The organism is Trichothermofontia sp. (assembly GCF_053493415.1).
Map to the genome: position 1 here is coordinate 14,148 of NZ_JBRCAD010000194.1, position 25,203 is coordinate 39,350.

The following is a 25,203-nucleotide window of genomic DNA, read 5'->3' on the forward strand; positions in this document are numbered from 1 at the left end:
TAGAGTGTATTAGTACTCATTGAGTATTCAGCCGCAAAGCACCTATGGCCCGACGGTAAGGCCATCTGTTGTGTGTTCAAGGTTGCTGGTAGCGGGTGATGGGTGCAACCGTAAGGCCACGTCAAAAAAAACATCCCCAGGGTGACTGAGGATGGGGGTAGCTTATGCGTAAAGAGAGGTTAAGTGAGGTGAGGGAAGCGGTGACAGCCTAACGGACTTGTTGGCTACGTTGTAGCACTTGCTGGACTTCGCGACTGGGGGTGTAGTTGTAGCCAAAGTTGGCGCGATCGCTGTCATCCAAAATATTGGGCGTAATCGCAATCACAATCTCACTCCGATCTTTTTGACCCTGACGGCTACGGAATAAGGCACCCACAATTGGTAGGTCTCCCAACACCGGCACTTTACTTACCGTTTCCGAGTCTTGCTCGGTAATAATGCCTGCCAGCAGCATCGTTTGGCCATCCCGTAAGCGAATCAACCCCGAAGAGACTTCCCGTGTCGATACTCGAAAGACTTGGAAAGGTCCTTGAGAAGTTTGCACAAATTGGGTCCCAGAGGGGGTTGCCACATTCGGCGTGACTCGCAAGGAAATAAAGCCGTTATCATCAACCCGCTCAACTGCCAAAGTCAAATCAAGGCCAACCGGAGTTAAAACGTTATTGATGGTCCGGACAGGTTGCCCACCCGCCGGGGCTGGGACGACCTCTTCAATAACATTGGTGACAACTTGGTCCCCCAGTTGGATCGTGGCGGTTTCACCTTCCTGCACCGTGAGTGTTGGGTCGGTGAGGATCTTGGCGTTTCCGGTCTCCACGTTGGCATTTAACTGGGCCAAGAATTGCTGTGGATACTGGAACACTTGCGGGAGCCGGTAAGCAACCTGGGCCGCCTCACCAATAAAGCTAGGCAGGGCTTGAATTGCTGCCCTAGCCGAAATGGGTGCGCCATTGGGATCAAAGAGGGGGGCAAATGTGCCACCACCCACAGTCAACTCAGAGAATAGGCGTGGAATGCCATTGACATCAAAGAATTGGGGGGCACTAAGGGCCGCTTGGACTAAATTCCCGGCTGGATTACGGAAGGGTTCAAACGTACCGCCGCCGATCGTTAATTCACTAAAACGCCGCGGGGTCCCATTCTTATCCAGGAAGGCAGCCACCGCATCACCCGCAAGGCTGAGGATTTCGCCATCCTCATTGATATAGGGGCGGAAGTTGCCACCGCCCAAGGTCAATTCATCAAAGCGGCGGGGTGTCCCACTGGTATCCAACCACATCTGCTCCTCAGCCACCGCGATCGGGCTGCTATCGGCTCCCAAGAGCGGTTTGAATTTACCCCCACCCACCGTTAATTCGTTAAACAAGCGGGCTGTACCCGTTTCATCATAGAAACGGGCGGGGCCATTCCCGGCAGTGATCAGGTTATTGGTATTGTTCCGCAGGGGTTCATAGCGACCGCCGCCGACGGTGAGTTCACTGTAGGACCGGGGAATGCCATTGCGATCGAAGAATAATTGGGGACTACCCGTTGTGGCATTGGCAGGCAATCGTGCTGGATCGACAATGTTGGCACCCGGTGTCAGGGGATCACCGCCAGGGCCAAAGATTGAACCGGGTTGATTCGGCCTAGCCCGCACAAACTCCCCAGTCACCGGATCACGAATTAACTCGGTACCGTTGGGATTATCAAACGGTGTGACATCCGCCAAAGGATTGTTAATGATCGGACGACCAAACCGACTGTTGGTCATATCATTGGCATTGGCTGGAGCCATCTTCCCGAAGCGGGCGACGGCTTGGCCATTGTCAACCACAAAGAAAGCATCACCGATACCCGCCGAAAACTGGCTAGAAAAGCTTTCAGTACTCCGCAAGGTCACATCAACAACCTTGACATTTACCGAAACTTGCCGTTTCCGTAGGTCCTGCTGCTTCAGAATTGCGGAGGCAATCTGGACTTGGCGGCTATCACCAATGACAGTCACTTGATTCAGCCGATCGTCCGCAACGACTGACAACCCACTTAACAGTAAGGGACCCCTTGATTGCGAGGGATCGGCAGCCAGTGGCTCAATGGTTTGCTCGGTTTCTTCGCGAACCCGCCGATCAATACCGGTGCCTTCTTCTGTACGGGTTGTCCTAGTCACGAGGCGTTGGGTTTCAGCCCCTTGGGCACTCAGTAACCCTGCGGCAACGGCTGCCGTTGCCTGGTTCAGCCGCAACGTCCGCGCTGCAATATCACGGGTCGCTAACGGGAGCCGCTCCCCCACAAAAATCGTGCGACCCACCCGGTTCGCCTGGAAGCCGCTTAGTTGGATTACATAATTAAAGACATCTTGAACGGGTTCATTCTCAATATCCAACGTAATTGTGCGTTGGGCAGCGGTAGCCGCAGCCTGGGTATCTTGCCCCCCCGGTCCCCCGCCTGGAGATGCGCCGGTCTGGGGTGAATCAGAGAAGGCTAGGTTCAACCCGGCTGCCCGTGCTAGCAGGGCCAAAACATCCCGCACGGGGGCTTCCCGCAAGACCAACCGGGGCACTACCTCATTCGTCCCCAGGTCGATCGTCGCTGGCGTCGCATCAATATTCGACACCGACATATCCCCTAACGGTGGCGCGATCGCGCGGGGCAAGAACGGCGGCGGCACACTTGAAGACGGCACTGGCGGTGGCCCTCCCGTAATCTCCACCTTTGGATTCGGGATCATCACATCATACTTGGGCGGCGTGGACGGACTGGGGCTGGGGGGCGGCACCACGGGTCCTGGCGCAACTTCCTGACTCGAAGACGGGGGCGGACGCAATTGGGCCAACTCCAGCGCGGGGGGGGCCAACTTCAGATCCGGTGGTAAATCCTTCGTCCCTTGGGCCGGATCATGCATCTCATTGTCCGCCGCTAGATGGCCCTCACCGGGATTGAGATTCAGCACAATCCGATCGTGATCGCGATTGACCACCTCACCCAGTGGCCGCGCCAAGCTGCCTTCCACCGTAATCCGCACGCCAGAACCCACCTGACTGACCGTCACCGCCGCAATGCCTGGGACAGGATTACTTTGTCGAAATTCATTCCCCTTCGGGAGCCGTAGCTGGGTATTGGGAACATCCGCCACCCACTTCTTGCCCTTCGGCACCGCAAACACTGGCGCTAGCTGGTCGGCATCACCCGCCGTCTTGAGGACCAGTGAAAAACCGGCCTCCGTGGGGGTTAGCTCAACCGCCGTTACCTGAGTTGATGCGGCCCAAGCGGGCTGAACCAGTGTGAATAAAGCCGTCGTCCCGCCCATGAAGGCGAGTGTTAAAGTTGGATGCAGTTTCACGGTCCTCTCCTCACTCAATTCGGACAATACTGGCAATTGATGCCGCTACAGTCTAACCAAAGAAATTCGATTTAACTACTATCTGGCCCTAGGGCCTCGTCCATGCCCCCATCACTGGGCTGCGGCTGCCTTTTCCGCTTCATAGGCTTGAATTTCCTCCGGGGTAAGGGCACGGATGGCTTGCAGCGTAAACGTTGTTGTTAGCGTGGGTTCCGCCGCCGTCGTTGTCAAGATAGGTCGATCCGAGGGGACTCCTTGGGGGGTTTCCGCTAGGGAGACTTCCAGTTGGGGAGTCGGGCGATCGGACTCTGCCTCTAGGTCCCGAATCAGCAGCAATGGCTCCAAGCGTTCAATACTGCGTAGGACCGATTGCGTCGCCCGGAACTTACCCTCCAACTCCACCGTAAAATTTGTCCGCTCCAATTTCCCTTTAACGCCCGGTCCCAACGTATCATCCTCTACCACCTCCGTTGCTCCAGGGGTGAACTGGTTGATTTTGACCTCCCGCTCTTCTGCGATCTGATTTAACGTCAGCAAAATCGTATCCAGGTTCCGGGTTTGGGAAAAGAACTTCGTTACCCGCTCTTGGCGTTGCAGGGCCTTTTCCAAATTCGCCTGCGCTTCCGCCACTGCCGTCTTACTGGCCTGCTGTTGCTCCACTTGTTGCTTCTTCCCCTGGACTTCAACCTCTAGCGTCTGAAACTGTTGCCATGCTGGTAGCACTTGTGACGCTAGGACATAGAGGCCCCCCCCTAACCCGATTACCGCAATAATCACCCCCCCAATGAAGGGCGTAAAGGTAATGCCAAAGGCAGAAGGATATTGGGGATCGGTTCCAGTTTGGATTGCTGTGGTCATGGCTCCAGTACTCCTGATTTGCGTAATGCCTCAATCCGAGCCACCAAACCGACGGCTCCTTTGCTGTCAAGTTCTTTCAAGATTTCCGATGCACCCACCGGCGTAAACTGAGCCGAAATGCTATATTCCACCACCTGCGGCAAGGTGACTTCAACGATGGGCATACCGGCGGCCTGAGCACCCGTTGCGGATGCCCCCCCCTCCAACGTCACTTCGGTGGGATTGGCTACCAGCTTGGAGTCAGTTAAGGCCACAGCCTTCGGATCAAAGAGGGGCGATCGCTGGAGGGACAGGATGAAATCATTCACTTGATCATGGGATTGGGCTAGGCCCGCAATATTCACCCCCGTCTCCGTCTCCTGGATGGTGTTGAACTGCACCCCACTGGGAACCTGATCACTGAGGGATTGGAGCACGGCTGACCAGGGTTTGATCAGGTTAAAAACGTTAATAAAATCCGTTGTGACACTGTTGATCGCCTCAATTTGCTGGTTGATGGCGGTTGCCTCCTCCTGGCTTTTTTGTAAGTCGGCCAAGGTGGCATCAAGGGCGGCGGATTCTGTGGTTAGGGTTGCGTTCTGGCTTTGGAGGAAAAACATTAATCCAAACGCCCCGGCTACGGGTAACATCCCGACTAACACCCCCAAAATCAGAGGTAACGTGCCGGAAGCCGCCGCCGCTCGTCGGGGAGCCGCTGCCGCTGCGCCGTATTCAGGGCGATCCTTCAGAAAGTTAATGTCTAATGAATACATCTGTGTTTAAGCCTCCCTCATGGCCAAACCTAAGACAATGCCCATCCCTGTTCGCTGTGTCACCCCAATTTCCTCCGATCCCTCGATCGCCAAAATTTCAATCGGGTCGATCTGGGTACTCGGCAAACTCAACCGTTGGGAGAAAAATTCATCCAGTTGCCCAATGCCGCCCCCTGGGCCGGCAATCAGCAGTTGGGTGACCTCGATATTCTCCCCTTGGCTGATATAAAAATCGACCGATCGTCGTAACTCATCCGCTAATTCGCCCAAAACCCGCAACATCGCTGCTGCACTGGGATTTGCCCCCGCAGACGTCTTGCCTGACCCCAAGCCATCGGGCGACAGCATCGGCACTGTCATCCCCTGCAAGAGGTCCGTATTGCGGGAAGGGGGGAGGTTCATGGCGCGGTTCAGCGCATTTTGGATGTGGTAGGTGCCAATTTGGACGCTGCGTGAGAATTGGGGAATCCCCTCCACGACGATCGAGATTTCCGTGGTGTCGAACTCAATATCAATCACCGCGATCGCCTCTTGGGGCGAAAACTGCCGCAGTTGGTCGCGAATCGACCGCAGCAGGGCAAAACTGGTGACATCGATCGTATCAATTTCCAGGTCAGCTTCCCGGAAGGTACTGATGTAGGTATCGGTCACTTCCTTGCGGACAGCCACCAGCAACACCTGCACCTTTTCGATGCCATCTTCATCCACAAAAAAGCCCAGCTTTTGGTAGTCCACATCGGCTTCCTCGCGGGGGAAGGGCAGATAGAGACCCGCCTCCTGGTTCAGAACCATCTCCCGTAGCTCTGGGTCAGGTAATTCTGCCGGAACGGGAATCAGCCGGGTGACGACCTCTCGCCCCGGTAGGGCCGTGGCCACCTTCCGCGCCTTAATCCGGTTGTCGGCTAGGATTGTTTGGAGCAATTGGGCAATTTCCGGCGGATCGACAATGATGCCATCCTGGTAAACCCCCTCCGGCATCTCAATGGAAGCAAATGTCTGCAAGGTATAGTGTTGCCCCTTGCGACGCAGTTGCACCACATTGATGCGATCGGCGGTTAATTCAACACCAATGCCCTTTGATTGTTTGGAAAACAGGCCCTTGAGGGAGTTAAACACAGCTTCACCTACAAAACTGCCCAAGTTATTGTTGTGGAACCCCAATCGATTAGCGATGGCATCCCGATCGACAAAATCAGAACGATCGCCAATAGCCCTAGCCGGAACCAGCCGACACTGTAGCCGCCCCTAAAATAATCTATCTCCGCAAAATCAGCCACTTGTTGCCCAATTAAACAATGCTTAAGCCTCACCTGCGCCTTAAAACCGGGACCCCGGGGAGTCAAGCTGCCAAATCGGAGGCTTCAGGCCATCCATCCTGACGAGATGACAACGTATGTTAGCTAATTTGACGCACGATCGCCACTGATCCCACGTTCCTAGCCATTTGGACGAGAGGACGAGAGGCTATACTGGCGGCACACCCCATCCCTACACGCCTTCTAGGACCTCGCCAGGGAGGATAACCTCAAAATTGCCTTCACCCACGGATCGCGTCAGGGTGTCGATCACCGCCTGGAGATTATCGTAGGGACCGCAGAAGAACAGGGGTTTGCCGTCCTTGCCACCACAGGGAATCTGATTGTTGGGGTCCCACTCACCCAGAAAATCGCGAAGGGGGTCAAAGTTCGCATGGGGCGGGAATCCCAGCTTCTGTGCATAGTCCACCGCACTGAACACGATCGCCTGGGCTTGTTCAAGGCTAATTGCCTGGGGCGGTTCATCAAAGGCTTGGTAGATCGCCGCCAGCACTTGCTTGCACTCGCTGCCATTGACCTGACGGGGACCCTGGGCATCCTTTACCCCCAAACACCCCAGGTCAATGGGATAGGTGCAAAGCGTAAAGCGGTTGTAGCCCCGTTTGCGCACGACAGTGACCAGGGCCAAGCCCCCAACTGACTGCTCCCGAATGTCCTTGGACACAGGCTCAGTCCCGTCTGCCTTAGGGAAAAAGTGGCGACGGATGTTAGCGTTCACCAGGCAGCGATCGACCGGATCGAGTCCGCCCTGTTGTTGTGCCAGGGTTGTTTGCTCAGCTTGCCCCCGCAGGAAAGTGGCCACCTCCGCATTCTTGAGACCTAACTTACGAGCAATTTGCTTGGGGGTTAGGTTGAGCGATCGTAAGTTGAGAATTTCCTGGTGTTGCTCCGGGGTCATGCTTCCCTCCCATCTGGATAGGCTGAACGGGGGGATACAGCCGGAACTGCCCCCAGAACCGCTGACAATTTGCCCCAATCTACCAGATCTGGCTTCTGGGATGAACCCTAGGCCAGACGGGCACGGATGCGATCGACGGTGCCGGGGGGAATGGCCGCGATCAGCTTGCGGGTGTAGGGCTGTTGGGGTTGATGGTAAATTTGCTCCGCAGGGCCACTTTCCTCGATCCGGCCCCGGTTCATCACCAAAATGCGATCGCTCATGAACTTGACCACACTCAGGTCATGGGAAATAAACAAGTAGGTGAGGTTATGCTTTTGTTGCAGGGACTTGAGCAGATTGAGAACCTGGGCTTGCACCGAAACATCCAGAGCCGAGACGGACTCATCGCAAATAATCAAACGCGGCTGAAGGGCCAGGGCACGGGCGATACAAATACGTTGACGTTGCCCACCCGAGAACTCATGGGGATAGCGGTTGAGAAATGCTTGGGCGGTTTGGCCCGACTGGGGGAGCAGGCCCACATCCTCCAGCAACCGAATCGCTTCTGCCTGGCGTTGCCGTCGGTTCAGGGTTGAGTGCAGCCGCAGGGGTTCCATCAAGGTGTCTCCGATCGTCATGCGGGGATTCAGAGAACTGAAGGGGTTTTGGAACACAATGCGCAGGTCGCGGCGCAAACATTGCAGGCGTTTGCCCGTCAGGTGGGCGACATTTTCCCCCCCAAACCAAATTTCCCCCTGCTGGGGACGGTTAAGGCGCAGCAGGGTACGGGCCAGGGTGGTTTTACCACAGCCCGACTCCCCCACCAACCCTACGGTTTCACCGGGGTAAATCTCAAACGAGACACCATTGACCGCCACGATATAGCGACGGATGCGGCCTAGGACACCGCGTACCGGAAAGGCCACATGGAGATCCCGCACGGAGAGTAGGGGGTCCTGTTGGTGCAACGTGGTAAGGCGTTGGTTGAGTTCGGCTGCGGTCTCGAGTCGGGAGGCGGGTTGGGGTAGGGGGGGCGCTGGCTGATGCGCCTGCGGAGACGTACTCGCAACGCTATCCTGGGCATGACCATGATCGGTGGGCAGATCCGCCATGAAGTCGGCGATGGTGAGCAGGCGACGGGGACGACGATCGAGGGGGGGACGACAGGCTAGTAAGCCCTTGGTATAGGGATGTTGGGGGTTGCTGAAAATATCCAGGATGGGGCCACACTCGACTAAGCGTCCCTGGTACAGGACGGCGACGGTATCGGCAATTTCGGCAATCACGCCCAGATCATGACTAATAAAAATCAGGCCCATCTGGTGCCGATCGCGCAGTTCCCGCAGGAGATCCAGAATGCTGGCTTGGACCGTGACATCGAGGGCCGTAGTGGGTTCGTCGGCAATTAACAAGGCGGGTTGACGGGCGATCGCCATTGCTAGCATGACCCGCTGGATTTGGCCGCCGGAAAGTTGGTGGGGATAGCGATCGAGGAAGGCTTGGTAGTGGCGTTGGCTTTCCTGGTGAAGCTGGGGGTCGCTGAGGGGGGGCTGACCGGCTTTCTGGGCGTCTGCCTGGAACTGGGCGGCAAGCCTCGCCTCGGGGGCCAGTAATTTGACTTCCTGGAGGTGGGCGATCGCGCGGGCACGGGCAGCGGTGGCCGTGATATTCGGATCAAGCCGGATGGCTTCGATGAGTTGCTGGCCAATGGTGTACACCGGGTTGAGGGAACTCAGGGGTTCCTGGAAAATCATCGCCAGTTGCGATCCCCGGTAGGGCTGCATTTGGGCAGGCGAGAGCTTGAGAAGGTCGATTCTCTGCGCGATCGCGTTGGTTTGTGCCTGGGGAGGCTGAAACCAGATTTCACCCTGGGTCACTTGCCCCGTGGCCGGGAGCAACCCCATGATCGCGAGGGCCGTGACGGATTTACCGGAGCCGGATTCCCCGACAATGCCCAAGGTTTTGCCCTGCTGGACGGTGAGGGAGAGGCGATCGACGGCGGGCCGAGCCTCGCTGCTAGTGGGAAATTGCACCGTTAATTGACGAAGTTCGAGGACAGGATGGGGCATTACGTCGGGGCCAACACGCAAACTATCGACAGGCAATATCTCTTGGTGAGCTTGGGGTCATCTTATGGATGGGATTGCTGGGATTGTAGCGCGTCCAGAGGGGCTTGTTGTTGTAGGATAGGGGGCTTCCGAGTCGCAAAGCCACGGGCGATCGCGTCGCACCGTTCATTCCCCGCATCCCCAGCATGGCCTCGGACATACTCCCAGGTAATTTGGGGTGAGTTCAGCGCATCCAGGCGTTCCCAGAGATCCTGGTTGAGGACGGGTTTATCCTGGCTCGTTTTCCAGTCTCGACGTTTCCAGCCTTTGATCCATTTCGTGATGCCGTTTTTCACATATTCGCTGTCGGTGTATAAGACCACGGGATCACGTTGGTCGGATTGGGTGAGGTATTCCAGGGCCGCGATCGCCGCTTGCAGTTCCATGCGGTTATTGGTCGTCTGCGGGTCAAAGCCCCCCATTTCGTGAACGCTGCCGTCGTTGAAATAGATCACAACGCCCCAGCCACCGGGGCCAGGGTTACCGGCACAGGCTCCATCGGTGTAGAGGCTGGCAATTTTGTGGAGGCCGGGTTGGGGGGAGTGGGTGGACGAGGGGGTTGATTCTTTAGGGGAGACGCGGCGCGATCGCAGGGACACTTTAGGTTGGGGTATGGTCTGCGATTCTCCGCTGGAGATGCTATGCGAACGGCGGGTTGACTCCACTTCGGCGAGGAGGTGCAGGATCGCTTGCCCCACTTCCGGGCTAGGGCTGGGGGGAGACGGATTGTTGATTTGGGCCTGTGCCCAAGCTTGCAGTTGTTCGGGGGTCATCGTGGCTAGGTTGAGGGAGCGATCGTCCTTCAGGATCTTGGCACAAAATCTTGACAGCTAGGGACCCATAAAAGCGCGATCGGTGGGTAAACTTGCTTCTCAGGGGGATTTCTAGCTGATTTTTTAAAAAATACGAAGAATTCCAGCCATTTTGCTGGCAACCGGTAGGATAGGCACAGTTCAGCAATTGTTGACATTTGGTTGAGATAACAGCATTTTAGCCATTTCCTCATCCCTCAATTACGTTTGAGCAGATCAGGGGTTCTAATTATTTTTTTGAAGCGTAGAGGTCAGGCCGCATGGAGTCACATGAGTTTGAGTTTGACACATCCCAGAATGAGTTGTTTGGAGATTTAGCTCGCAAAATGGGATTTGTGGGCCTACTATTTATTGCCTTGGGCGCACTGACGGTTTTAGGGGGAGTCTTCGGTGGTCTGAAGTCCCTTTCTAATCTTTTCGTGGGTGTTCTGTATATTCTGATTGGCCTGTGGACTAAAAACGCAGCCGACTCGTTCCGGCGCATTGTGGATACGCAAGGCAGCGATATCGCTAACCTCATGATGGCTCTAGGTCAACTGCGCAAGCTGTATACTCTACAATACTGGGCAATTATTATTAGCATCATCTTTGTCGTCTTGGCATTGATCTTAGCCATTTTGTTTGCCACAACACGCTAGTAAATCGTTAAGCTTAAGCAGTCGGACTTCGACAGGCTCAGCCCAAACGTGTCATTTCTGGTCAGCCTGAGCTTGTCGAAGAATTTTGGAACTATCTGAAATCCTAAAAATTACGACTGATAGGGCACTAGTTTTCAAAAAAAGTACCTTTCTTTATTCCTCTTTTTCCCATTCTTGTAGTTGTTTTAAAGTCTAGTTAAAGGAATCATTCCATGCAAGATGAAAATGTGCAAGATGAAAACACAGGTGGTTCTGGTCGTAGAAGTATTCAAATGCTTTTGGATGAAGGCTATGTTTTCAATATAGGTGACTACATCAGTCGCGGTTGGCGAATCTTTGAAAGTAATCTGGCTCTGATGGTGGTGTATACGGTCCTAGTTGGGGTAATTGGCAGTCTTTTGGCTGGCATTGACACTTTTCTATTTAGAGGCAACGTCCGTATTAGTCCAGTTATCGGCATCTTGATTACTTCCCCACTCTTGGCTGGTTTCTATCTGGGGGCGTTCAAAAGATTGAATAATCAGAATCTAGAATTCGGCGATTTCTTTAAGGGCTTCCAGTGGTTTGCACCACTAGTGCTTTCATTCATCGCTTCTCAATTCTTTATTTTAGTCGGATCTGCTTTTTGTTTAATCCCTGGCATTTATCTGGCAACTGCATATCAATTGATTATTCCGTTGATTTTAGATCGCAACATGAACTTTTGGGAGGCGATGGAAACCAGTCGCAAAATTGTGACTAAACAATGGTTTGCATGGTTTGTTTTTGGCCTACTAATGGGGGTGATCAATATTGGTGGTTTAATTGCTTGTTTTGTGGGTATCTTTTTCACCATTCCACTCACCTATTGTATGTGGGTGGCAGCCTATGAAGATGTGGTCGGTATACAACGGACGAATATCTAGAGCTTGAGTCATTCGTTGGTGGTGTTTTACGATTTCAAGGAGCTGTTGCCGTTCTACAGTACTTCTATCCATCGCTGAATCCCAGGGCTAGACTTCCCCTGAATGCTATTCTATAGCACTTCCATACTTGGTGAGGTACAGACAAGGGGCTTAAGCCCCTTGTTCGCAAGGCTTGACCGTACTTCAACAGTACTTCCTTAGAGAGGCAACGGCTGTATTAATATTAGGCAAAACGATCGCTGGCCTCAATCAAAGCACTGCGAATCCCCGGTTCACTCATCGAATGGCCCGCATCAGGAACAATAATCAACTCCGACTCCGGCCACGCCTGATGCAACTCCCACGCACTGATCATCGGGCACACCACATCATAGCGACCCTGAACAATCACCGCCGGTAAATGACGAATACGATCGACCTGTTGTAATAGTTGATCCTCTGGATCAAAAAAGCCACTATTGACAAAATAATGACACTCAATCCGGGCAAAGGCATCGGCAAATTCCTCACGGGCAAAGCGAACCATCATCTCCGGATCGGGAATTAACCGACTCGTACTCGCCTCCCACACCGACCAGGCCCGCGCCGCCTGCGATCGCACCGCCGCATCTTCACTCGTTAACCGTCGATAATAGGCACTGATCAAGTCATGCCGCTCTGCCGGTGGAATGGGTTCCAGATAAGCTTGCCACGCATCGGGGAAAATATAGCTTGTGCCCTCTTGATAAAACCAGAGAAGTTCCTTGCGACGCAGCATAAAAATGCCCCGCAGGATTAACCCCAAACAGCGATCGGGATGAGTCTCACTATAGGCCAATGCTAACGTACTCCCCCAACTCCCCCCAAAGATCACCCACTGCTCAATCCCCAGCAGCGATCGCAACTGTTCAATATCCGCCACTAAATCCCAGGTCGTATTTTCCTGCAACTCCGCATGGGGCGTACTCCGCCCACAGCCCCGCTGATCAAACATCACAATCCGCCAGCGATCGGGATCAAAATACTGGCGATAAAACGGCTGGCTGCCTCCCCCTGGCCCGCCATGTAACACCACCACTGGCTTACCCTTCGGGTTCCCCGAAACCTCGTAGTAGATCTCATGGAGATCGGAGACGGCTAACCTGCCCGTTTGATACGGCTCGATCGGCGGATACAAATTACGCATTAAGCAAACCAATGAAGAGTTTTGTTCAAGTGTAATACAGCCTGCCTCTCTTCCAGCCCCAGCCCTGTCCTTTGTCAAGGAAAAAGTCTGTAGCAGGTCAATATAGCCAGAGTGTCCAAGCTTTATAAAGACGAATTTTTGGGGACCTGCTCGGCATCCTCTACGGCTCCATCTAGGAGTTCTTCTAGGACTTGAATTGCACCACTGATGCGCAGGAGGGTATCGCGCAAATTGGCTTGTTTCAGTTCCAACTCGCTGAGGAGCCGTTGACCAGACTCATACTCAGATTTCAGGGCTTGCAGTCGCTCTTGCAGTTGCTCTTTCATCTTGCTCCCTTAGGCTAAATCTTTAGATTCAAGTTGTTCAAGGCGCTGCTCATACCCTTGAACTTTCTGGGCTAGGTCTTTCACGACTTCAAGTAAATAGAGGCTGATCTTACGATAGTTAATGCCATCCGGTAAACCCTCTTGATCAAAATACAAGAGCCGATCGAGGCCCAAGTCTTGAAATTCTTCGGCGATGTAGCCAATTTCCCAGCGATCTGGGTTATCAGGACGAGTGTAGGTTTTTGGCTGAGCACGTAAAATTTGAGCAAAGTCATCCCGTAAATCCGTAATATTCTCCTTATAGCGCCGTGAAGAATTATCATACTGGAGAGCACCACTCTGGTCATTCCATTGCATATTGCGAGCATCGCCAAAGGGCACAGATCGTACTTGTAGCCCGCCAGCAATTTCGACATCGTCATAAAGATTGACCTTGCGTTTGAGTCTATTATTAGGATATGAACTGCGCCCCAAAATCATCAGGGCATTATACTCCTGAGAATTTTCAATTGCAGCATGACCTGTTGCATTACCAATTCCTGTATGCCTGTGATTAGTTTGCGTGAAATAAATATCAGAACTAGCGGCATAAATAGGACCAGTTGCGGTCAAATTACCGGGTCCGATCGCGGCATTGTTAGCACTCATTATACCCGATGCGCTGATACTATTCGCTGATAACGCACCGCTGACGGTTAGACCTTGGTTAATATTGACATTGCCATTGCTCTCGATCGACATACGAACCGTTGTTCCAATCCCCCCATCTGTGAAGAAGCGAATGGGGGCATTAGTAGAAACAATGCGAATCCAGTGGCCACTCACTTGGGAATACAAGCCCAAATCACTGGTATTCGTAATGGCATTCCCTCCCCGCTGAATAACGCCATTGGCGATATGCAAACGACCATTAATATCTAGCATTTGGAGTGGGTTATTGCCGCCGATACCAATATTGCCACCATTGCTAATAAAGAGGCGATCGGCTCCGGCTGTTCGTAAATGTAAATGGGTACTGCCTTCGGCATCGAGAACTGCACCGCCGGTACCCACCCACAGTTGTGCACTGCGCGATTGATCGGGATTCAACACCCGTAACCCATAGCCAGAATTTGCCGTTGTCTGTTGTAAAACCAAACGATAGTTGCCTTGGAGATCAGCCGTGCCGATGCCGATCTTGTCCTCAATCACCAGGCTGTTGTTTGGAGCGGGAGTGTTGCTAGCAAAAGTATTTCCGATCGCCATCCCGCCCGCGATCGCCAGCGTACTTTTCGGTGCCGTTGTCCCAATACCGACCGCGTTCCCTACGGGATTAATCGTCAGGGGCCGATTCCCGTGACTTTGCAGCCAAGCATAGTCCGCGTGGTAGCCCAACCGGAGATTGCTCCCATCCGCCGGTCCCATGATCAGGGCATTGCCGTTGGCATCCTGGGGTTCGTGCACAATATGCAGGCGACCCTGGGGCGTGTCTGTCCCCAAGCCAGTGAACCCCGTCACACTCAGGCGACCTCGCAAAACGGCCAGATCCGGTGCGCGTGTCCCGCCCGATCGCAACGTTGGTCGCCCTGAGAAGGCTGAGGCTCCCGGCAACGCCAGCCCCGAATAGACCCGCACACTCGCATCCACCGTGACCACCCCCTCCGCGTTTAGGGTGAGCAACGCCAAAACGACGGCATCATTGGGGATAGGACTTGCCTCAGGGTTATCAGGGTTGGTCAGCGCCACAGTTGTGAGGTTCGGTACCTCATGCCAACGGCGATAGGTGTCTCCGCCCGCTTGTTCCGGATCACTACCCACTTCCCCATACTGGATCACCAGGTAAACCTGGATCGTTTGCTGGCGATCGCGCACTGCCCCCAGGGAGACCTGCCGACGACTGCCCAGCACCAGTTGACGCCCGTCGCGATCGAGGGCCGTACCAGCGGCCACCGTGACCAAATCGGGCGTGTCAGGGTTTTCTGGGCTACCGGCAGTGACTTCCAGGCCATCCACAATGCCTGACACATAGAGAAAGCGTTGATGGCGACGTTGGCGATCGATGTGATATTTTTGCTCATCAATAAAGTCTTGATCTTTGAGAAATTGGCCGTCAAAGTAACGGATGCGCTTTTCAATATAGGGATACTGGGTATAGTCGGCGGTCATAGATCTCTCCAAACTTAAGCATGTGGTTCAGTGACAATTAGGGATAACGGATGGGTATGATGCGTTACCCCACTCATTACCCCGTTAACTGGCTGGTACCCAGGAGGGTGTTGACACCCACCCAGATGCCGACGGGTGGCCCTTCGGGATTATCCGGATCAACCGGATCATTGCGGATTTGGAGGGACGGTGTTAGCACTTGTAGGTAATAGAAGGTATGAGCCGGTTTTTCCTGGTCTAAAATTGCCCTGGCAATTTGTTGCTGCCGCCGTAATCGTTCGCGATCGCTAGGATTGACACTTAAGGTCATTTCCACCTGGAAATAGTGGGGCGGATCGGCTAATTCGTAGATCGTGACTTCTTCACCGGTATAGAGTTCCAACAATCGTTTAATGCCTGCCTTCGTCCCACGTAAGCGATAGAGGGGGACCATCTGGCTAATAAAGCGACGTTTGAGGTCATCGGGCCAATCTTCGCGTAAACTCAGGGCCACCCAACTGGCTAACCAGGGGAGGAATTCACTCGGTGTCACCCGCGCTTCTTGAGGCGAGGGGACGGCTTGGAAATAGGTGTGGATGCGATCGAGCAACATCTCGAACCCTAATTGTTCCGGGAGGGGGTCCCCCGGCTCCCCCGGCGATAGATCACTCAAACACCGTTCAAACGCCAGCAACCAACGGCTGATAAACGGATCACTTTGCAGAATCGCGGGCAGGTATTGACTGTAACTACTCACTCGCTGGGGGGGGATGTTGGCATTCTGATTCTGGCTATTCTGATTCTGGCTATTCATTAATCTCCCATGCCTCCCGGATTACGATATCGCTAGGACCCACGACGATCGCCACTAACCCATGAGCCACTAAGGACACCTGGGTTTGGTCAGGATTTCCCTGGAGCGTGACGGTTTGCACATAGTCCACCCCCGGTAGGCGATCGAGCAACTCAAACACCTCAGAACGATGTACGCTGCGGCCAAAGGGCCAACCCGTGCCCTGTTCCCCCCCCGTGCGGGGATCAAAAAATTGGGTTAGGGCGGCGATCGCCTGTGTCCGAATCCTGCTGGGTAAAGCGGCTCCCTCCTGTAACACCAGTTCAGCGGCGATCTGGACCGGTGTATACGCTGGCCCAACGACATGGTGCTGGGTGGTGAGTAGGCGGCGATCGTCGAGCCATTGCCACAGGGATTGACGCAGGGCCAGACTCGGTTGCGGTTGGGGTTCCGAGGTAGAGACAGCAGGCACAATCACCACACTAATATGACCGGGTGCCTCCCGGCTGGGAGCTTCCGGACCCTCCGCACTGAGGTTACGCTGGGGAAGGCAATAGACCCGCTGAACCTTGGCTGTTTCCCCGATGGCAACGCTCCGATCGCTCTGGGGCCACTGGTCCAAAATCAACTGTTCAAAATCGGCGGGGGTAACGGCTCGATAGCGTTGTCGTAAATCACTCAGGGTTTGCTGGATGGCTGTTTCTAGATCGCTATTAAATTGCCAATCGGTCCCGTTGAGGAGTTGGAGGTAGGTGACCACATTCTTATCGGGCACGCGATCGACCCGGTACAGCACCATTTCCGTTAACCAGGCCAGCAGTTCCAGTAGAATAATGCCCCCATCGCTGGGATTATGGTCGGTCCATTCGGCATACTCTTGGGGAATGTGCGATCGCGCTTCGGCCATGAGATCCGCATAGGTGCGATCGTCGAGATTCGGGAGGGGGAGCGGCATGGGGAGTTTTGAATTTTGAATTTTGAATGGTAGGGGCGGGTTTACCGAAAATTGGTTGCCTGGACAGAGGGGTGAATCAAACCCGCCCGCATGGGGTTGTGCATGATTGCAACTGGCATTGTCCTCAACTGGCATTGTCCTCAACTGGAATCGACAGAGATTGCGATTTGATGGGTGCCGGAATAGATCAGCAAGCGATCGCGACGGAGTTGGCTACTGGTAAGGGGCGGATCGATGTCAATCGTGAGACTTTGAACGTGATCGATGTTGGGCATCGCTTCGATGATGCGGTAGAGATCGGAGGTATGGGGACGGCGACCAAAGGCCCAGCCTTGGCGATCGGGGCCACCCGTCAGGGGATGAAGAAAGTAGGTGAGGGCGTCGTTGACCTGCTGGTGGAGGCGATCGAGGCCCGTCAAGGTGCGGGGGACCACGGTAGTGCTGACGGTGACTTCGGCCCAGTCGGGTTCAGTGACGGTGAGGCTGAGGGTGGGCAGGGCACGATCGCGCAGGTAGGTTTCGACGCGATCGAGGAGGGCAAGGATGGGGGTGGGTTGGCGCTCAGAACTCTGGGGCACCAGGATGATTTCCACGTGACCGGCGGTGTCGATCTGGTTGGCGTCGATCGCGGGAATATCCACATCAACGTTGGTGCGGTTGCCGCCGGGATAGTCAATTTGGAGGAAGCCTGTGGCACGGACGGGGCGCTGGTTGGTGAGGGTCACGTACCAGTCCTGGCCTAGGGTCACGTGTTCGGGCGTAACGGTATAGCTTAATGCGAGGTCAGCGGCTCCGCTCTGGTGAGCGTAGGGGTGCTGTTGCCCTGGGCCGGTTAGCGACACCGTAACTTCAATAGTCTCGCTGGCGATCGCGCTCAGGTTAGTCAACTGTACCCGAATCTCTCCCGGCGCGGTGACTTCCAAGTGACAGATGGGTTGCCACTGCAAGTTAGCTGTGCGAAAGCGGGGGGTGATCACCTGTACCCGTGCGATGCCAGGGGAGGCTTCGTAGGCCAGATCGGCTAAATCGGCGGCAGTGACGGCACGGCCCCGATGGCGCAGGCGTTTGGGTCCCCGTTCCCGTGCCCGATCGAGGGATTCCAGTTCGGCCCCGCCCGTCGCGGCTTCCCAGTTGAGGGCGTGATCGAGATAGGGCACGGTGGTTTTTAATTCGGTCACCGTTTGGGTCGCCCGATTGCCCCGACTGCCGCCCCCAGTCGCATAGGTGATGCGGATATTGTTCTGGCCAATCGGGGGAACACGGCCTCGCTGACCGTCGCCAAAGGTAATCCAACCGGTGGAGCGATCGAGGTAGTAATGGCGATCGTGCGGACCTGATGTGTAAAAATCCGGAACGCCCTGCCAGTGGGTCCAGGTGCCTGTGGTTGCGGTTTCTCCCTCATAGACTTCCAGGCGTTCCCCCAAGAGGACGGGCGCTTGCGGAGTTTGTACTTGCAGGTGGGGATTGCCGTTGCTAGACCCCAAATTCTGGTGTCGGAAGGTCGTGGTTTGGCTAGCCCAGGTCGTATTGGCCAGAAGTCGCTGTATCCCCGGTGGTACCCGGAAGTCACCGCGCTCCCAGCGGGCACGTAACCAGTAGAGGGTGCGCCCAAACCGCGATCGCGGCACAAAATCCACGGGACCTATAAATTGGAGTAACCCCGGTTCGCTGAACTGGTGGGTGGTATCCACAGCTCCTAAATTGCGCCAGCCCCCTAGGCTGCTGTATTCCCAAATCACTTGGGCAGGAGTTTCAGACGGGGTACTTTGGGCGATCGCACCGGGTTCGGGCATCACGGGGCTGAGATAGAGGGTATTGACTAAATTTGGGAAAGGGCGATCACACCCCACATAAAGGGCTGGCTCAGTGTCGCGGGTTGGCTCAAACATGGGGAAAAACTGAAATACCAACGTGCCAGGAACATAATCATGTTGCAGCGGCGTTTTTAAGGTCACTAATTGCCGCAACGGATTCACACTCGCAACTTCAACCACTTCGAGGTTGGGGCCGCTGGGGTTAAGGAGCAGGCGATCGTTAGCCTGCAACGGTCCAACAGCTTCTAAGGTCAACTGGGTGGTACCCGCCTTAGCCACCGCTTGTAGTTGCCAAAACGGATTGTGGAATTGAAAATCATTGTCCGTTCGGATCTGCGTTACCAGATGGGTCTGGGTGACTTGATAGGCCAGGGTGAGGGTTTGCACAACCGGCGGTGTGTAGCTGGCTTCCACCAACTCATAGACTGGATAAGCCACCCCTGCCACTGGACGTTCCTGGGTTTTAGCGGCTTCCCCATAGTTGCCCCGGCTCAATCTGGCCCTAAGCCAGTAATGGCTTTCCCCTGCGATCGTCGTTGGGGCGATCGGGGCCGGTAGCGATAGGGTGAGCACCCCATTTTGGGTAAAGGTTGCAGTGGCAAGTTGATCCGTTGGGATCGTAAGGCGTTGCCACCGACTGCCTTGCCAAACTTCCCAGGCTACCTCTACGTCGTGCGCTGTAACCCGGTGGTCCGCATTCAGTGCGATTTGGATTTGGACCGATTGCCCCGTTCGCGCAGCGTCTCCACCGGAGAATGGCGAGAAGACCTCCCGACTGGCGAAGTAGAAGGTGTCATTAAAGCGGGGTTGCTCTCCAAAGGGATAGAAGTCCTTGCTGAGATCGAGGGGGGCATTGTTGAAAAAGGCGCGATCGGGCACTAAGCCGGTGCGATTCAGGTTGATTTGGGCCGTGATCACCCCAACCAAAGGCAAGGCGTTGCCGGGGGGGAGGGGCGTATTGTCGAGTTGGATGCGCAACCAGGCTGCTTCTACCCCATCCACTGTAGTTTTGGCAAAGGCCGGTGCCGTCGGCCACGTCAGTTCCCAAGTCGGCATTGGGGGAACCTCCCCTGTGGGTAGGGTGCGGCGAATGCTGCCATCGTTCCGTAGCTCCAGCAGGACAAGGCGCAGGTGGGTCGTGGCCGGATAGGTACCGAGTTCAGTTTGGCGCACCACCCTCAAGGTTGGGGCGTCGGGTGCATTGGCATTGTGGGCCAGTAAGACAACGACGATCGCTGACACCGTGGGGGCCACCGGGAAAAAGGTGGCTAGCGCCAGGGTTTGGGGTGACAAAAGCTGAATCCGGTGGCCCGCCGCATCGATCGCGGTTCCTGGTTGTACTGTGACCTGCCCCTGATTGACATCAATCTGAAGACTCAGCCCCTTAATTACCCCCAAAATGGGTTGCCAGTCTGCCCCATCCCAGTAGGCCCAGGTGAGGGGCAGGGCCGCCAAGACTGATGCTTCCGACGATCGCAGCGTTAGGGTTAATGCCTTGGGACCGGGCTGGGTAAACAGGTTATCACAGGCGAGGTAAAGCCGATGGGCGATCGCCCAATTCCCCCGAAAGGCGGCAAAGGGGGTGGGGTTATCTGCCATTAGCTCGGCACTGTGGTCACTGTAGCGATCGCGATCGGGATCTTGCACCATGAGTGCCTGAAGTTGTACTGGCGTTACCAGGAGATCCTGCTCGGTTTCAAAGACCACTTCCTCGGTTTCGCCCGCCAAGGGCAGGGCCGCCACCTGGGTACCCGCAGGAACCGTCACCGCCTGGGTTGCCCCCGTCGCCAGGTAAAACGTTAAGGGTACACGGGCCGGTTGGGGGGCAGTAGATCGGTACCAATCAGGTTGAGAAAGGCCAGGAAGTTTTTATCCGGCACTCGATTCAAGCGATCGCGCACCTGACTCGCCATCCGGCCAAAGATCCGGAGCATCGCCCGCCCGGCATCGGGACGATCGCCATTGGGTCGCCAGTCAGTAAACGCCTGTGCCCATTGCTCCAACTGCGCCACGATCTCCGCGTCGGAACGAGGGTCAATATTGGGCGGGGGGAGGGGCATGGTTTGATACTCCGGAGGACGGTTTTGGATTTTAGATTTTAGATTTTAGATTTTAGATTTTGGGTTGGGAGCTATTCGATGTAAAAGGGATAGACGAGATTAAAGCGGTTATTCGTGGTACGGACGCGATAATGGATTTGAATCAGTAATTGGGTGGGTTCTTGTTCGGCGTTGACTACCTGGATATCCAGCAAATCAATGCGGGGTTCCCAACGGGTTAAGGCTTGCTCAACTTCGTTACTAATTTGGCCAAGGGTGCCAGTGGCATTGGTGGTGAATACCAGGTCATAGATGCCGCAACCAAAATCTGGACGCATGACCCGCTCCCCCCGCGCTGTACTCAGGATCATCCAGATCGACTGACGCACGGCCTCATCGTACTCAGCCATGTGGATTTGTCCTGTTGGGGTCAGGGTTACAGGGGATGACCAACCTACCCCTAAAAAATCACTCTGCATTGCCATGTTTGCTTTCCTAATTTCTTATGACTTACTAGACTTCAATACACTGATGAATGGATATTGTTACAAGGGCGAATTTACAGGTCATAGCTCACCCGATTCTTGAAGAGTACGAGTGTATAAGGCTTGACTAACTCGGAATCCAGCTTGATTGATCAGGCGATCGAGTAGAGTCTTTGTATTAGGGATCAGTTTTTGATTTTTAGCATGAATCAAAATACCTAAAATTCCTCGAATATTAAGGCCATAATAAAGTGCGATACTTCTACCAATACGTTCATCAATGAGTAGACGGTCAGCATTAATATCAATCGCTATAGCAATAGCAGAAGCTTCACCTAGATCAAGCACTTGATTTAGCGTCTGCAAGAGTGAAAGATTAGTAGGCTGTTCAATTCCAAGCCAACCAATATTAACAGTATTAAGAATTGTTTGTTCGATTTCAAGTAAACATAATAATTCTGAATAAACAATAGGTGAAATTAAGATTCTAGAATAAATTCGTTGCAAAAGTTCAAATTCACCAATTAAAGCAAGATTACTCAGGGGTGAGGTATTACTAACGATCAACATTACCACCCATCCTGACGTAAGCTAGCAAGATCATGCTCTAGATCAGCAACATCATAGTGCACGCAAATCCCCCGATCGGCGATCAAACGCTGAAACTCTATTTGAGACAAGCCAGTGAGTTGACTAGCCGTGCCCAGGGTAATTCGTTCCTGTTGAAAAAGGGCGATCGCAAGTTCTTGACGAAGATCCGCTTCGGTGAGTGCTAAATTGTCAGGAAGATCGATGGTTAGTTGCATGACTTCGGCTCCTAAATCGGAATCTTGTGAAAGAGGCTGATTGGTAACGATAGGTTCAATTGAGATCTCAGTCACGGGCAGAAAGCGTTTTAGATAGCCCGCACCCGTGTTTGGATTTGGGCGATCGTCAAGGGGGTTCCCGTTGGCACACAGGTAGATTGGCTATCTTGTAAGAGCAGCGGTTGCTGGGAGGCTTTCACCCGTGTGGATGCGGTGAGCCAATTGGCCAGCACACAGGGACCAACCTGTGTGGGCGGCGGCGGATTGCTACACCCCGCGATGCTGTGGGGAGAGACTTGGGTAACGACGGGTTGACCGGCAACTTTCACCCGTGGATTCGGACTCAGGGGTTGGGCTTGGCCGCCGTGGGCACAGAGGACCGTCGCCCCCACATGAAGAACATATCCCGGCATTAGATCACCTCCAACGCACCATCATTTACCTTGACCCCAGCCGTGCCATTGAGGGCTAGGGCCGCTTGGGCTTTGAAACTACCCTGGCCTTTGGCCGCTAGAGCACAGTTTTGCTTGGCGTCAACTTTGAAGTTCTGACAGGCGATCGTTACGTCTCCCTGGGCAGCATCCAGGCTGATATTACCCTTGGCCTTGATCTGGAGATCTTTTTCGGTAGTAATGGTGAGGGTATTACTGGCGGTGTCAATGACGATCGTATTCTTGCCGCTTTTATCAGCAATGGTAATTTGCTCCTTTCCTGCCGTATCATCCAAGCGAATTTCGTGACCACTGCGGGTCTTCCAAAGACGGACATTATTTTTGCCATCGTCATTCTGGGCAGGCGGCATATCCTTACCATTCCAGAGGGTCCCCAAGACATAGGGGAAATCAAGATTGCCCTGCTCAAAGGCCACTAACACTTCATCGTCCACTTCCGGCAAGCAATAAAAACCGCGATTCGGTCCCGCCATCGGTGTAACCACCCGAATCCAATCGCTTTCGATCCCGCTCCCCAACCAGGGGAAGCTAACCTTAACCCGACCGAGTTGTTGGGGGTCCTGATTGTTGGTGACTAGGGCGATCGCCACTCCTCCATAAACCAGGGCTGGCGGTTGAGCCGCTAATCCCCCCAGAAATTGACTACTACTGATCATGACGCACGTCCCTCAAAATTATCTAGAAAAATACCCATCTACTCCTCCCTCCTCTCTCCTCCCTCCTCCCTCCTCCCTAACTCGCATTCCGCCAAGCACGAAACTCAGTCCGATATCCCTGATCCTCGTGGTAGGTGTGATGAACCGCGACTAGGTAATAGAGGCCACTAAAGCGGCGACCCAGGCCCAGGAGTTCAACAACCGTACCTGCCTGAATTTCGGGGTGGCCTCTGGCGGTGCCTTCGGCTTCGATATAGCGCAGGGCCATCCGTGTAAATTGCCCCTGGGCGATCGGGTCAGCTTCGGCACGGCTGCGCACGGGTTGGGTCACGATCGTCTGGCTACTGTCCCCAAAGGCTTGCACGGTGATCAGGGGACCGCTGCTGCTGCCGCCCATTTCGATCGCTTGGGTACGGGCCATTGTTGCACTGACGATCGGTTGCTTTGCTTGCATATCCCAGCCCCGGACTTCCACCTGGCCCACCTGGCCCAAAGTACTCAAACGTGGCATAAATTCCAGCAGTGCTTGGGGAAACTTGAGGGTGAGCAGTTTCATCTCCCGCTGTTGCGAAGGCCGGAAATGCAATTGCCGCCCCGTGACCAGCAGTTCATAGCCAATGCGATCGGCCCGCTCTTGCAAAAAGGCCCAATCGGTTTGGTTATTCTGCAACACATACTCATGCACCACCTGGGTATCTTCGGCCTGGACCTGTAACCCCACCCGTTGCGCGATTTCTTGAACAATGGCGCTATCTTTGCGTTGGCGGAACACTTTGGTTTTGCGGCCCCGCATCAGCCGATGGCGCAGGTCATAGCCCCGTAGGGTGAGCGTGATCCCCTGTTCTGCCGAAAACTCTGGTTCCAGCCCCGTAATTTCGCCCACGATCACACTTTGGAGACTTTTGCCATAACCCATTTGGATTTCGACCAAATGCCCCACAGCTAAGGTTGCCGCGTCAATCCAGGTGACCGCCCGATCGCTGAGATCCCGACTATGGAGCTTGAGGCTAAACATCGTAAGGGCTTCCAGATCAGCCAGGACACTCACCGCCACCAGATCCACCCCCGGCACTAGGGTCTTCAGATTTACCCCCCCTAGCAACACCTCGATCCGAGGTACTAACATTTGGGCATCGCTGACCGCAAACACCATACCTACCCCCTCCCCCTGGTCACACTCGCAGGCCGCAGGGGCGGCACCGTCAAGGCTTGACCCGGACTCAACTGACGTGGGTTATCCATCCGGTTGGCCTCGGCAATCACCCGCCACAGGGCCGGATCACCGTATTCCTCGGCGGCAATACTGCTCAGGGTTTCCCCCCGTTTGACAATGCGGATCGGATCATCGATCGGGTTGATCTGGCGCTCCTGCGCCTCTGGGGGGGTCCATTCCTCAAATTCACATTCCAACGTGGCCCGTACGGGAGTTCCGTCATCCAGAAAGCGGGTAAAGGTTTGGGTAACCTGGCGCAACACGCCCTCAAAGAGGATCTCCCGCGATCGTCCCCACATCAGGCGACACAGGGGGGGACGGGGGGGCGTAAAGTGGCCCCGGTGTTCGGTCAATGCAGCAATCTGTCGGGTATAGGCACGAACATCCGTACCGGCATCCCCTGGTAACTTTAGGCGCGGGGGCACGATCGGGCGGCCCATCAACGGCACGATCGCCTGGTTCACCCGTCCCAGTGTAGACGTGGGAAAACTGGTGTCAAAAAACAGATTGACCGAGAGGGTGGCGGGTTCCTTCGCCGGGACTAATCCCTGGTTCTCTGTCTGCTTCCAGCCCACCTTCGTAATGGCAAACTGGTTGGGATTAAACAGCACCGTAATCGGGGTCAGGGGTTGCTTTTCCAATTCGATGATCGTCAACTTTTCCAACTGCATGGCCTACCACCCTCGCCGCTCACGGGCGATCGCCAGCCGTCGGGCCAATCGGCGTTCGATTTGGTCGGTCAGGGTATCGAGGTTAGGCATGGGGGGAGTAGGGAGTGGGGGAG

Annotated in this window: 23 protein-coding genes; 2 read left to right on the forward strand and 21 right to left on the reverse strand. The window is 54.6% G+C overall.

Annotated features, from left to right (window positions below):
- Positions 1–208: 208 nt before the first annotated feature.
- The 7 genes from ACWIUF_RS17075 to rnhA form a co-directional block, all read right to left on the reverse strand.
- Entirely contained in the window at positions 209–3,322 is a 3,114-nt protein-coding gene (locus ACWIUF_RS17075) for an AMIN domain-containing protein (RefSeq protein ID WP_448573725.1), read from the reverse strand.
- Positions 3,323–3,433: 111 nt separating this feature from the next.
- Complete coding sequence (locus ACWIUF_RS17080) at positions 3,434–4,180, reverse strand: hypothetical protein (RefSeq protein WP_448573726.1); 747 nt, start codon at positions 4,178–4,180, stop codon at positions 3,434–3,436.
- The gene (locus ACWIUF_RS17085) at positions 4,177–4,932 is read right to left on the reverse strand and encodes a PilN domain-containing protein (protein ID WP_448573727.1); all 756 of its coding nucleotides are present in this window, start codon (positions 4,930–4,932) and stop codon (positions 4,177–4,179) included. The genes ACWIUF_RS17080 and ACWIUF_RS17085 overlap by 4 nt, the downstream gene beginning before the upstream one ends.
- A gap of 6 nt (positions 4,933–4,938) precedes the next feature.
- Positions 4,939–6,048 carry a type IV pilus assembly protein PilM gene (gene pilM, locus ACWIUF_RS17090; protein WP_448573728.1) on the reverse strand — a complete coding sequence of 370 codons (1,110 nt, stop codon included), beginning with the start codon at positions 6,046–6,048 and terminating at the stop codon, positions 4,939–4,941.
- A 372-nt stretch (positions 6,049–6,420) separates the two neighbouring features.
- Entirely contained in the window at positions 6,421–7,146 is a 726-nt protein-coding gene (locus tag ACWIUF_RS17095) for a hypothetical protein (protein ID WP_448573729.1), read from the reverse strand.
- Between the two features lie 107 nt (positions 7,147–7,253).
- Positions 7,254–9,197 carry an ABC transporter ATP-binding protein gene (locus ACWIUF_RS17100; protein WP_448573730.1) on the reverse strand — a complete coding sequence of 648 codons (1,944 nt, stop codon included), beginning with the start codon at positions 9,195–9,197 and terminating at the stop codon, positions 7,254–7,256.
- Positions 9,198–9,259: 62 nt separating this feature from the next.
- Positions 9,260–10,009, reverse strand: a complete 750-nt coding sequence (gene rnhA / locus ACWIUF_RS17105) for a ribonuclease HI (RefSeq protein ID WP_448573731.1) — start codon at positions 10,007–10,009, stop codon at positions 9,260–9,262.
- 299 nt (positions 10,010–10,308) lie between these two features.
- Here rnhA and ACWIUF_RS17110 point away from each other — a divergent pair, with 299 nt between their 5' ends.
- On the forward strand, positions 10,309–10,686 hold the full coding sequence (locus ACWIUF_RS17110) for a DUF5362 family protein (protein ID WP_448573732.1): 378 nt from the start codon (positions 10,309–10,311) through the stop codon (positions 10,684–10,686).
- Between the two features lie 212 nt (positions 10,687–10,898).
- Complete coding sequence (locus ACWIUF_RS17115) at positions 10,899–11,591, forward strand: hypothetical protein (protein WP_448573733.1); 693 nt, start codon at positions 10,899–10,901, stop codon at positions 11,589–11,591.
- A 223-nt stretch (positions 11,592–11,814) separates the two neighbouring features.
- Here the strand turns inward: ACWIUF_RS17115 and pip are convergent, their stop codons facing one another.
- The 14 genes from pip to ACWIUF_RS17185 all read right to left on the reverse strand — a co-directional run bounded on the left by pip (position 11,815) and on the right by ACWIUF_RS17185 (position 25,090).
- Positions 11,815–12,756: a prolyl aminopeptidase gene (gene pip / locus ACWIUF_RS17120; RefSeq protein ID WP_448573734.1), complete on the reverse strand. Its 942-nt coding sequence runs from the start codon at positions 12,754–12,756 to the stop codon at positions 11,815–11,817.
- Positions 12,757–12,878: 122 nt separating this feature from the next.
- Positions 12,879–13,082: a hypothetical protein gene (locus ACWIUF_RS17125; RefSeq protein ID WP_448573735.1), complete on the reverse strand. Its 204-nt coding sequence runs from the start codon at positions 13,080–13,082 to the stop codon at positions 12,879–12,881.
- Between the two features lie 9 nt (positions 13,083–13,091).
- Entirely contained in the window at positions 13,092–15,227 is a 2,136-nt protein-coding gene (locus ACWIUF_RS17130; RefSeq protein WP_448573736.1) for a tail fiber domain-containing protein, read from the reverse strand.
- 76 nt (positions 15,228–15,303) lie between these two features.
- Positions 15,304–16,020: a phage tail protein I gene (locus ACWIUF_RS17135; protein WP_448573737.1), complete on the reverse strand. Its 717-nt coding sequence runs from the start codon at positions 16,018–16,020 to the stop codon at positions 15,304–15,306.
- Entirely contained in the window at positions 16,013–16,954 is a 942-nt protein-coding gene (locus ACWIUF_RS17140; protein WP_448573738.1) for a hypothetical protein, read from the reverse strand. The genes ACWIUF_RS17135 and ACWIUF_RS17140 overlap by 8 nt, the downstream gene beginning before the upstream one ends.
- A 140-nt stretch (positions 16,955–17,094) precedes the next feature.
- Entirely contained in the window at positions 17,095–20,535 is a 3,441-nt protein-coding gene (locus tag ACWIUF_RS17145; RefSeq protein WP_448573739.1) for a putative baseplate assembly protein, read from the reverse strand.
- Positions 20,536–20,567: 32 nt separating this feature from the next.
- On the reverse strand, positions 20,568–20,828 hold the full coding sequence (locus ACWIUF_RS17150; protein ID WP_448573740.1) for a hypothetical protein: 261 nt from the start codon (positions 20,826–20,828) through the stop codon (positions 20,568–20,570).
- 71 nt (positions 20,829–20,899) lie between these two features.
- Positions 20,900–21,292: a GPW/gp25 family protein gene (locus ACWIUF_RS17155; RefSeq protein WP_448573741.1), complete on the reverse strand. Its 393-nt coding sequence runs from the start codon at positions 21,290–21,292 to the stop codon at positions 20,900–20,902.
- 81 nt (positions 21,293–21,373) lie between these two features.
- Positions 21,374–21,862 carry a DUF3368 domain-containing protein gene (locus ACWIUF_RS17160; RefSeq protein WP_448573742.1) on the reverse strand — a complete coding sequence of 163 codons (489 nt, stop codon included), beginning with the start codon at positions 21,860–21,862 and terminating at the stop codon, positions 21,374–21,376.
- The gene (locus tag ACWIUF_RS17165) at positions 21,862–22,098 is read right to left on the reverse strand and encodes a UPF0175 family protein (protein ID WP_448573743.1); all 237 of its coding nucleotides are present in this window, start codon (positions 22,096–22,098) and stop codon (positions 21,862–21,864) included. Before ACWIUF_RS17165 ends, ACWIUF_RS17160 begins: the two co-directional genes overlap by 1 nt.
- 89 nt (positions 22,099–22,187) lie before the next feature.
- Positions 22,188–22,511, reverse strand: coding sequence for a PAAR-like protein (locus ACWIUF_RS17170; RefSeq protein ID WP_448573744.1), 324 nt, complete (start codon positions 22,509–22,511; stop codon positions 22,188–22,190).
- Positions 22,511–23,206, reverse strand: a complete 696-nt coding sequence (locus ACWIUF_RS17175; protein WP_448573745.1) for a phage baseplate assembly protein V — start codon at positions 23,204–23,206, stop codon at positions 22,511–22,513. The genes ACWIUF_RS17170 and ACWIUF_RS17175 overlap by 1 nt, the downstream gene beginning before the upstream one ends.
- 76 nt (positions 23,207–23,282) lie before the next feature.
- Positions 23,283–24,359 carry a phage late control D family protein gene (locus ACWIUF_RS17180; protein WP_448573746.1) on the reverse strand — a complete coding sequence of 359 codons (1,077 nt, stop codon included), beginning with the start codon at positions 24,357–24,359 and terminating at the stop codon, positions 23,283–23,285.
- 2 nt (positions 24,360–24,361) lie between these two features.
- Positions 24,362–25,090 carry a CIS tube protein gene (locus ACWIUF_RS17185; protein WP_448573747.1) on the reverse strand — a complete coding sequence of 243 codons (729 nt, stop codon included), beginning with the start codon at positions 25,088–25,090 and terminating at the stop codon, positions 24,362–24,364.
- Between the last annotated feature and the right edge of the window lie 113 nt (positions 25,091–25,203).

Excerpts from the sequence above, each read along its gene's own strand:
- ACWIUF_RS17080 (WP_448573726.1), bottom strand. The coding sequence starts at position 4,180 with ATGACCACAGCAATCCAAACTGGAACCGATCCCCAATATCCTTCTGCC.
- ACWIUF_RS17085 (WP_448573727.1), bottom strand. The coding sequence starts at position 4,932 with ATGTATTCATTAGACATTAACTTTCTGAAGGATCGCCCTGAATACGGC.
- ACWIUF_RS17095 (WP_448573729.1), bottom strand. The coding sequence starts at position 7,146 with ATGACCCCGGAGCAACACCAGGAAATTCTCAACTTACGATCGCTCAAC.
- ACWIUF_RS17100 (WP_448573730.1), bottom strand. The coding sequence starts at position 9,197 with ATGCCCCATCCTGTCCTCGAACTTCGTCAATTAACGGTGCAATTTCCC.
- rnhA (WP_448573731.1), bottom strand. The coding sequence starts at position 10,009 with ATGACCCCCGAACAACTGCAAGCTTGGGCACAGGCCCAAATCAACAAT.
- ACWIUF_RS17110 (WP_448573732.1), top strand. The coding sequence starts at position 10,309 with ATGGAGTCACATGAGTTTGAGTTTGACACATCCCAGAATGAGTTGTTT.
- ACWIUF_RS17115 (WP_448573733.1), top strand. The coding sequence starts at position 10,899 with ATGCAAGATGAAAATGTGCAAGATGAAAACACAGGTGGTTCTGGTCGT.
- pip (WP_448573734.1), bottom strand. The coding sequence starts at position 12,756 with ATGCGTAATTTGTATCCGCCGATCGAGCCGTATCAAACGGGCAGGTTA.
- ACWIUF_RS17125 (WP_448573735.1), bottom strand. The coding sequence starts at position 13,082 with ATGAAAGAGCAACTGCAAGAGCGACTGCAAGCCCTGAAATCTGAGTAT.
- ACWIUF_RS17130 (WP_448573736.1), bottom strand. The coding sequence starts at position 15,227 with ATGACCGCCGACTATACCCAGTATCCCTATATTGAAAAGCGCATCCGT.
- ACWIUF_RS17135 (WP_448573737.1), bottom strand. The coding sequence starts at position 16,020 with ATGAATAGCCAGAATCAGAATAGCCAGAATCAGAATGCCAACATCCCC.
- ACWIUF_RS17140 (WP_448573738.1), bottom strand. The coding sequence starts at position 16,954 with ATGCCGCTCCCCCTCCCGAATCTCGACGATCGCACCTATGCGGATCTC.
- ACWIUF_RS17150 (WP_448573740.1), bottom strand. The coding sequence starts at position 20,828 with ATGCCCCTCCCCCCGCCCAATATTGACCCTCGTTCCGACGCGGAGATC.
- ACWIUF_RS17155 (WP_448573741.1), bottom strand. The coding sequence starts at position 21,292 with ATGGCAATGCAGAGTGATTTTTTAGGGGTAGGTTGGTCATCCCCTGTA.
- ACWIUF_RS17160 (WP_448573742.1), bottom strand. The coding sequence starts at position 21,862 with ATGTTGATCGTTAGTAATACCTCACCCCTGAGTAATCTTGCTTTAATT.
- ACWIUF_RS17165 (WP_448573743.1), bottom strand. The coding sequence starts at position 22,098 with ATGCAACTAACCATCGATCTTCCTGACAATTTAGCACTCACCGAAGCG.
- ACWIUF_RS17170 (WP_448573744.1), bottom strand. The coding sequence starts at position 22,511 with ATGCCGGGATATGTTCTTCATGTGGGGGCGACGGTCCTCTGTGCCCAC.
- ACWIUF_RS17175 (WP_448573745.1), bottom strand. The coding sequence starts at position 23,206 with ATGATCAGTAGTAGTCAATTTCTGGGGGGATTAGCGGCTCAACCGCCA.
- ACWIUF_RS17180 (WP_448573746.1), bottom strand. The coding sequence starts at position 24,359 with ATGGTGTTTGCGGTCAGCGATGCCCAAATGTTAGTACCTCGGATCGAG.
- ACWIUF_RS17185 (WP_448573747.1), bottom strand. The coding sequence starts at position 25,090 with ATGCAGTTGGAAAAGTTGACGATCATCGAATTGGAAAAGCAACCCCTG.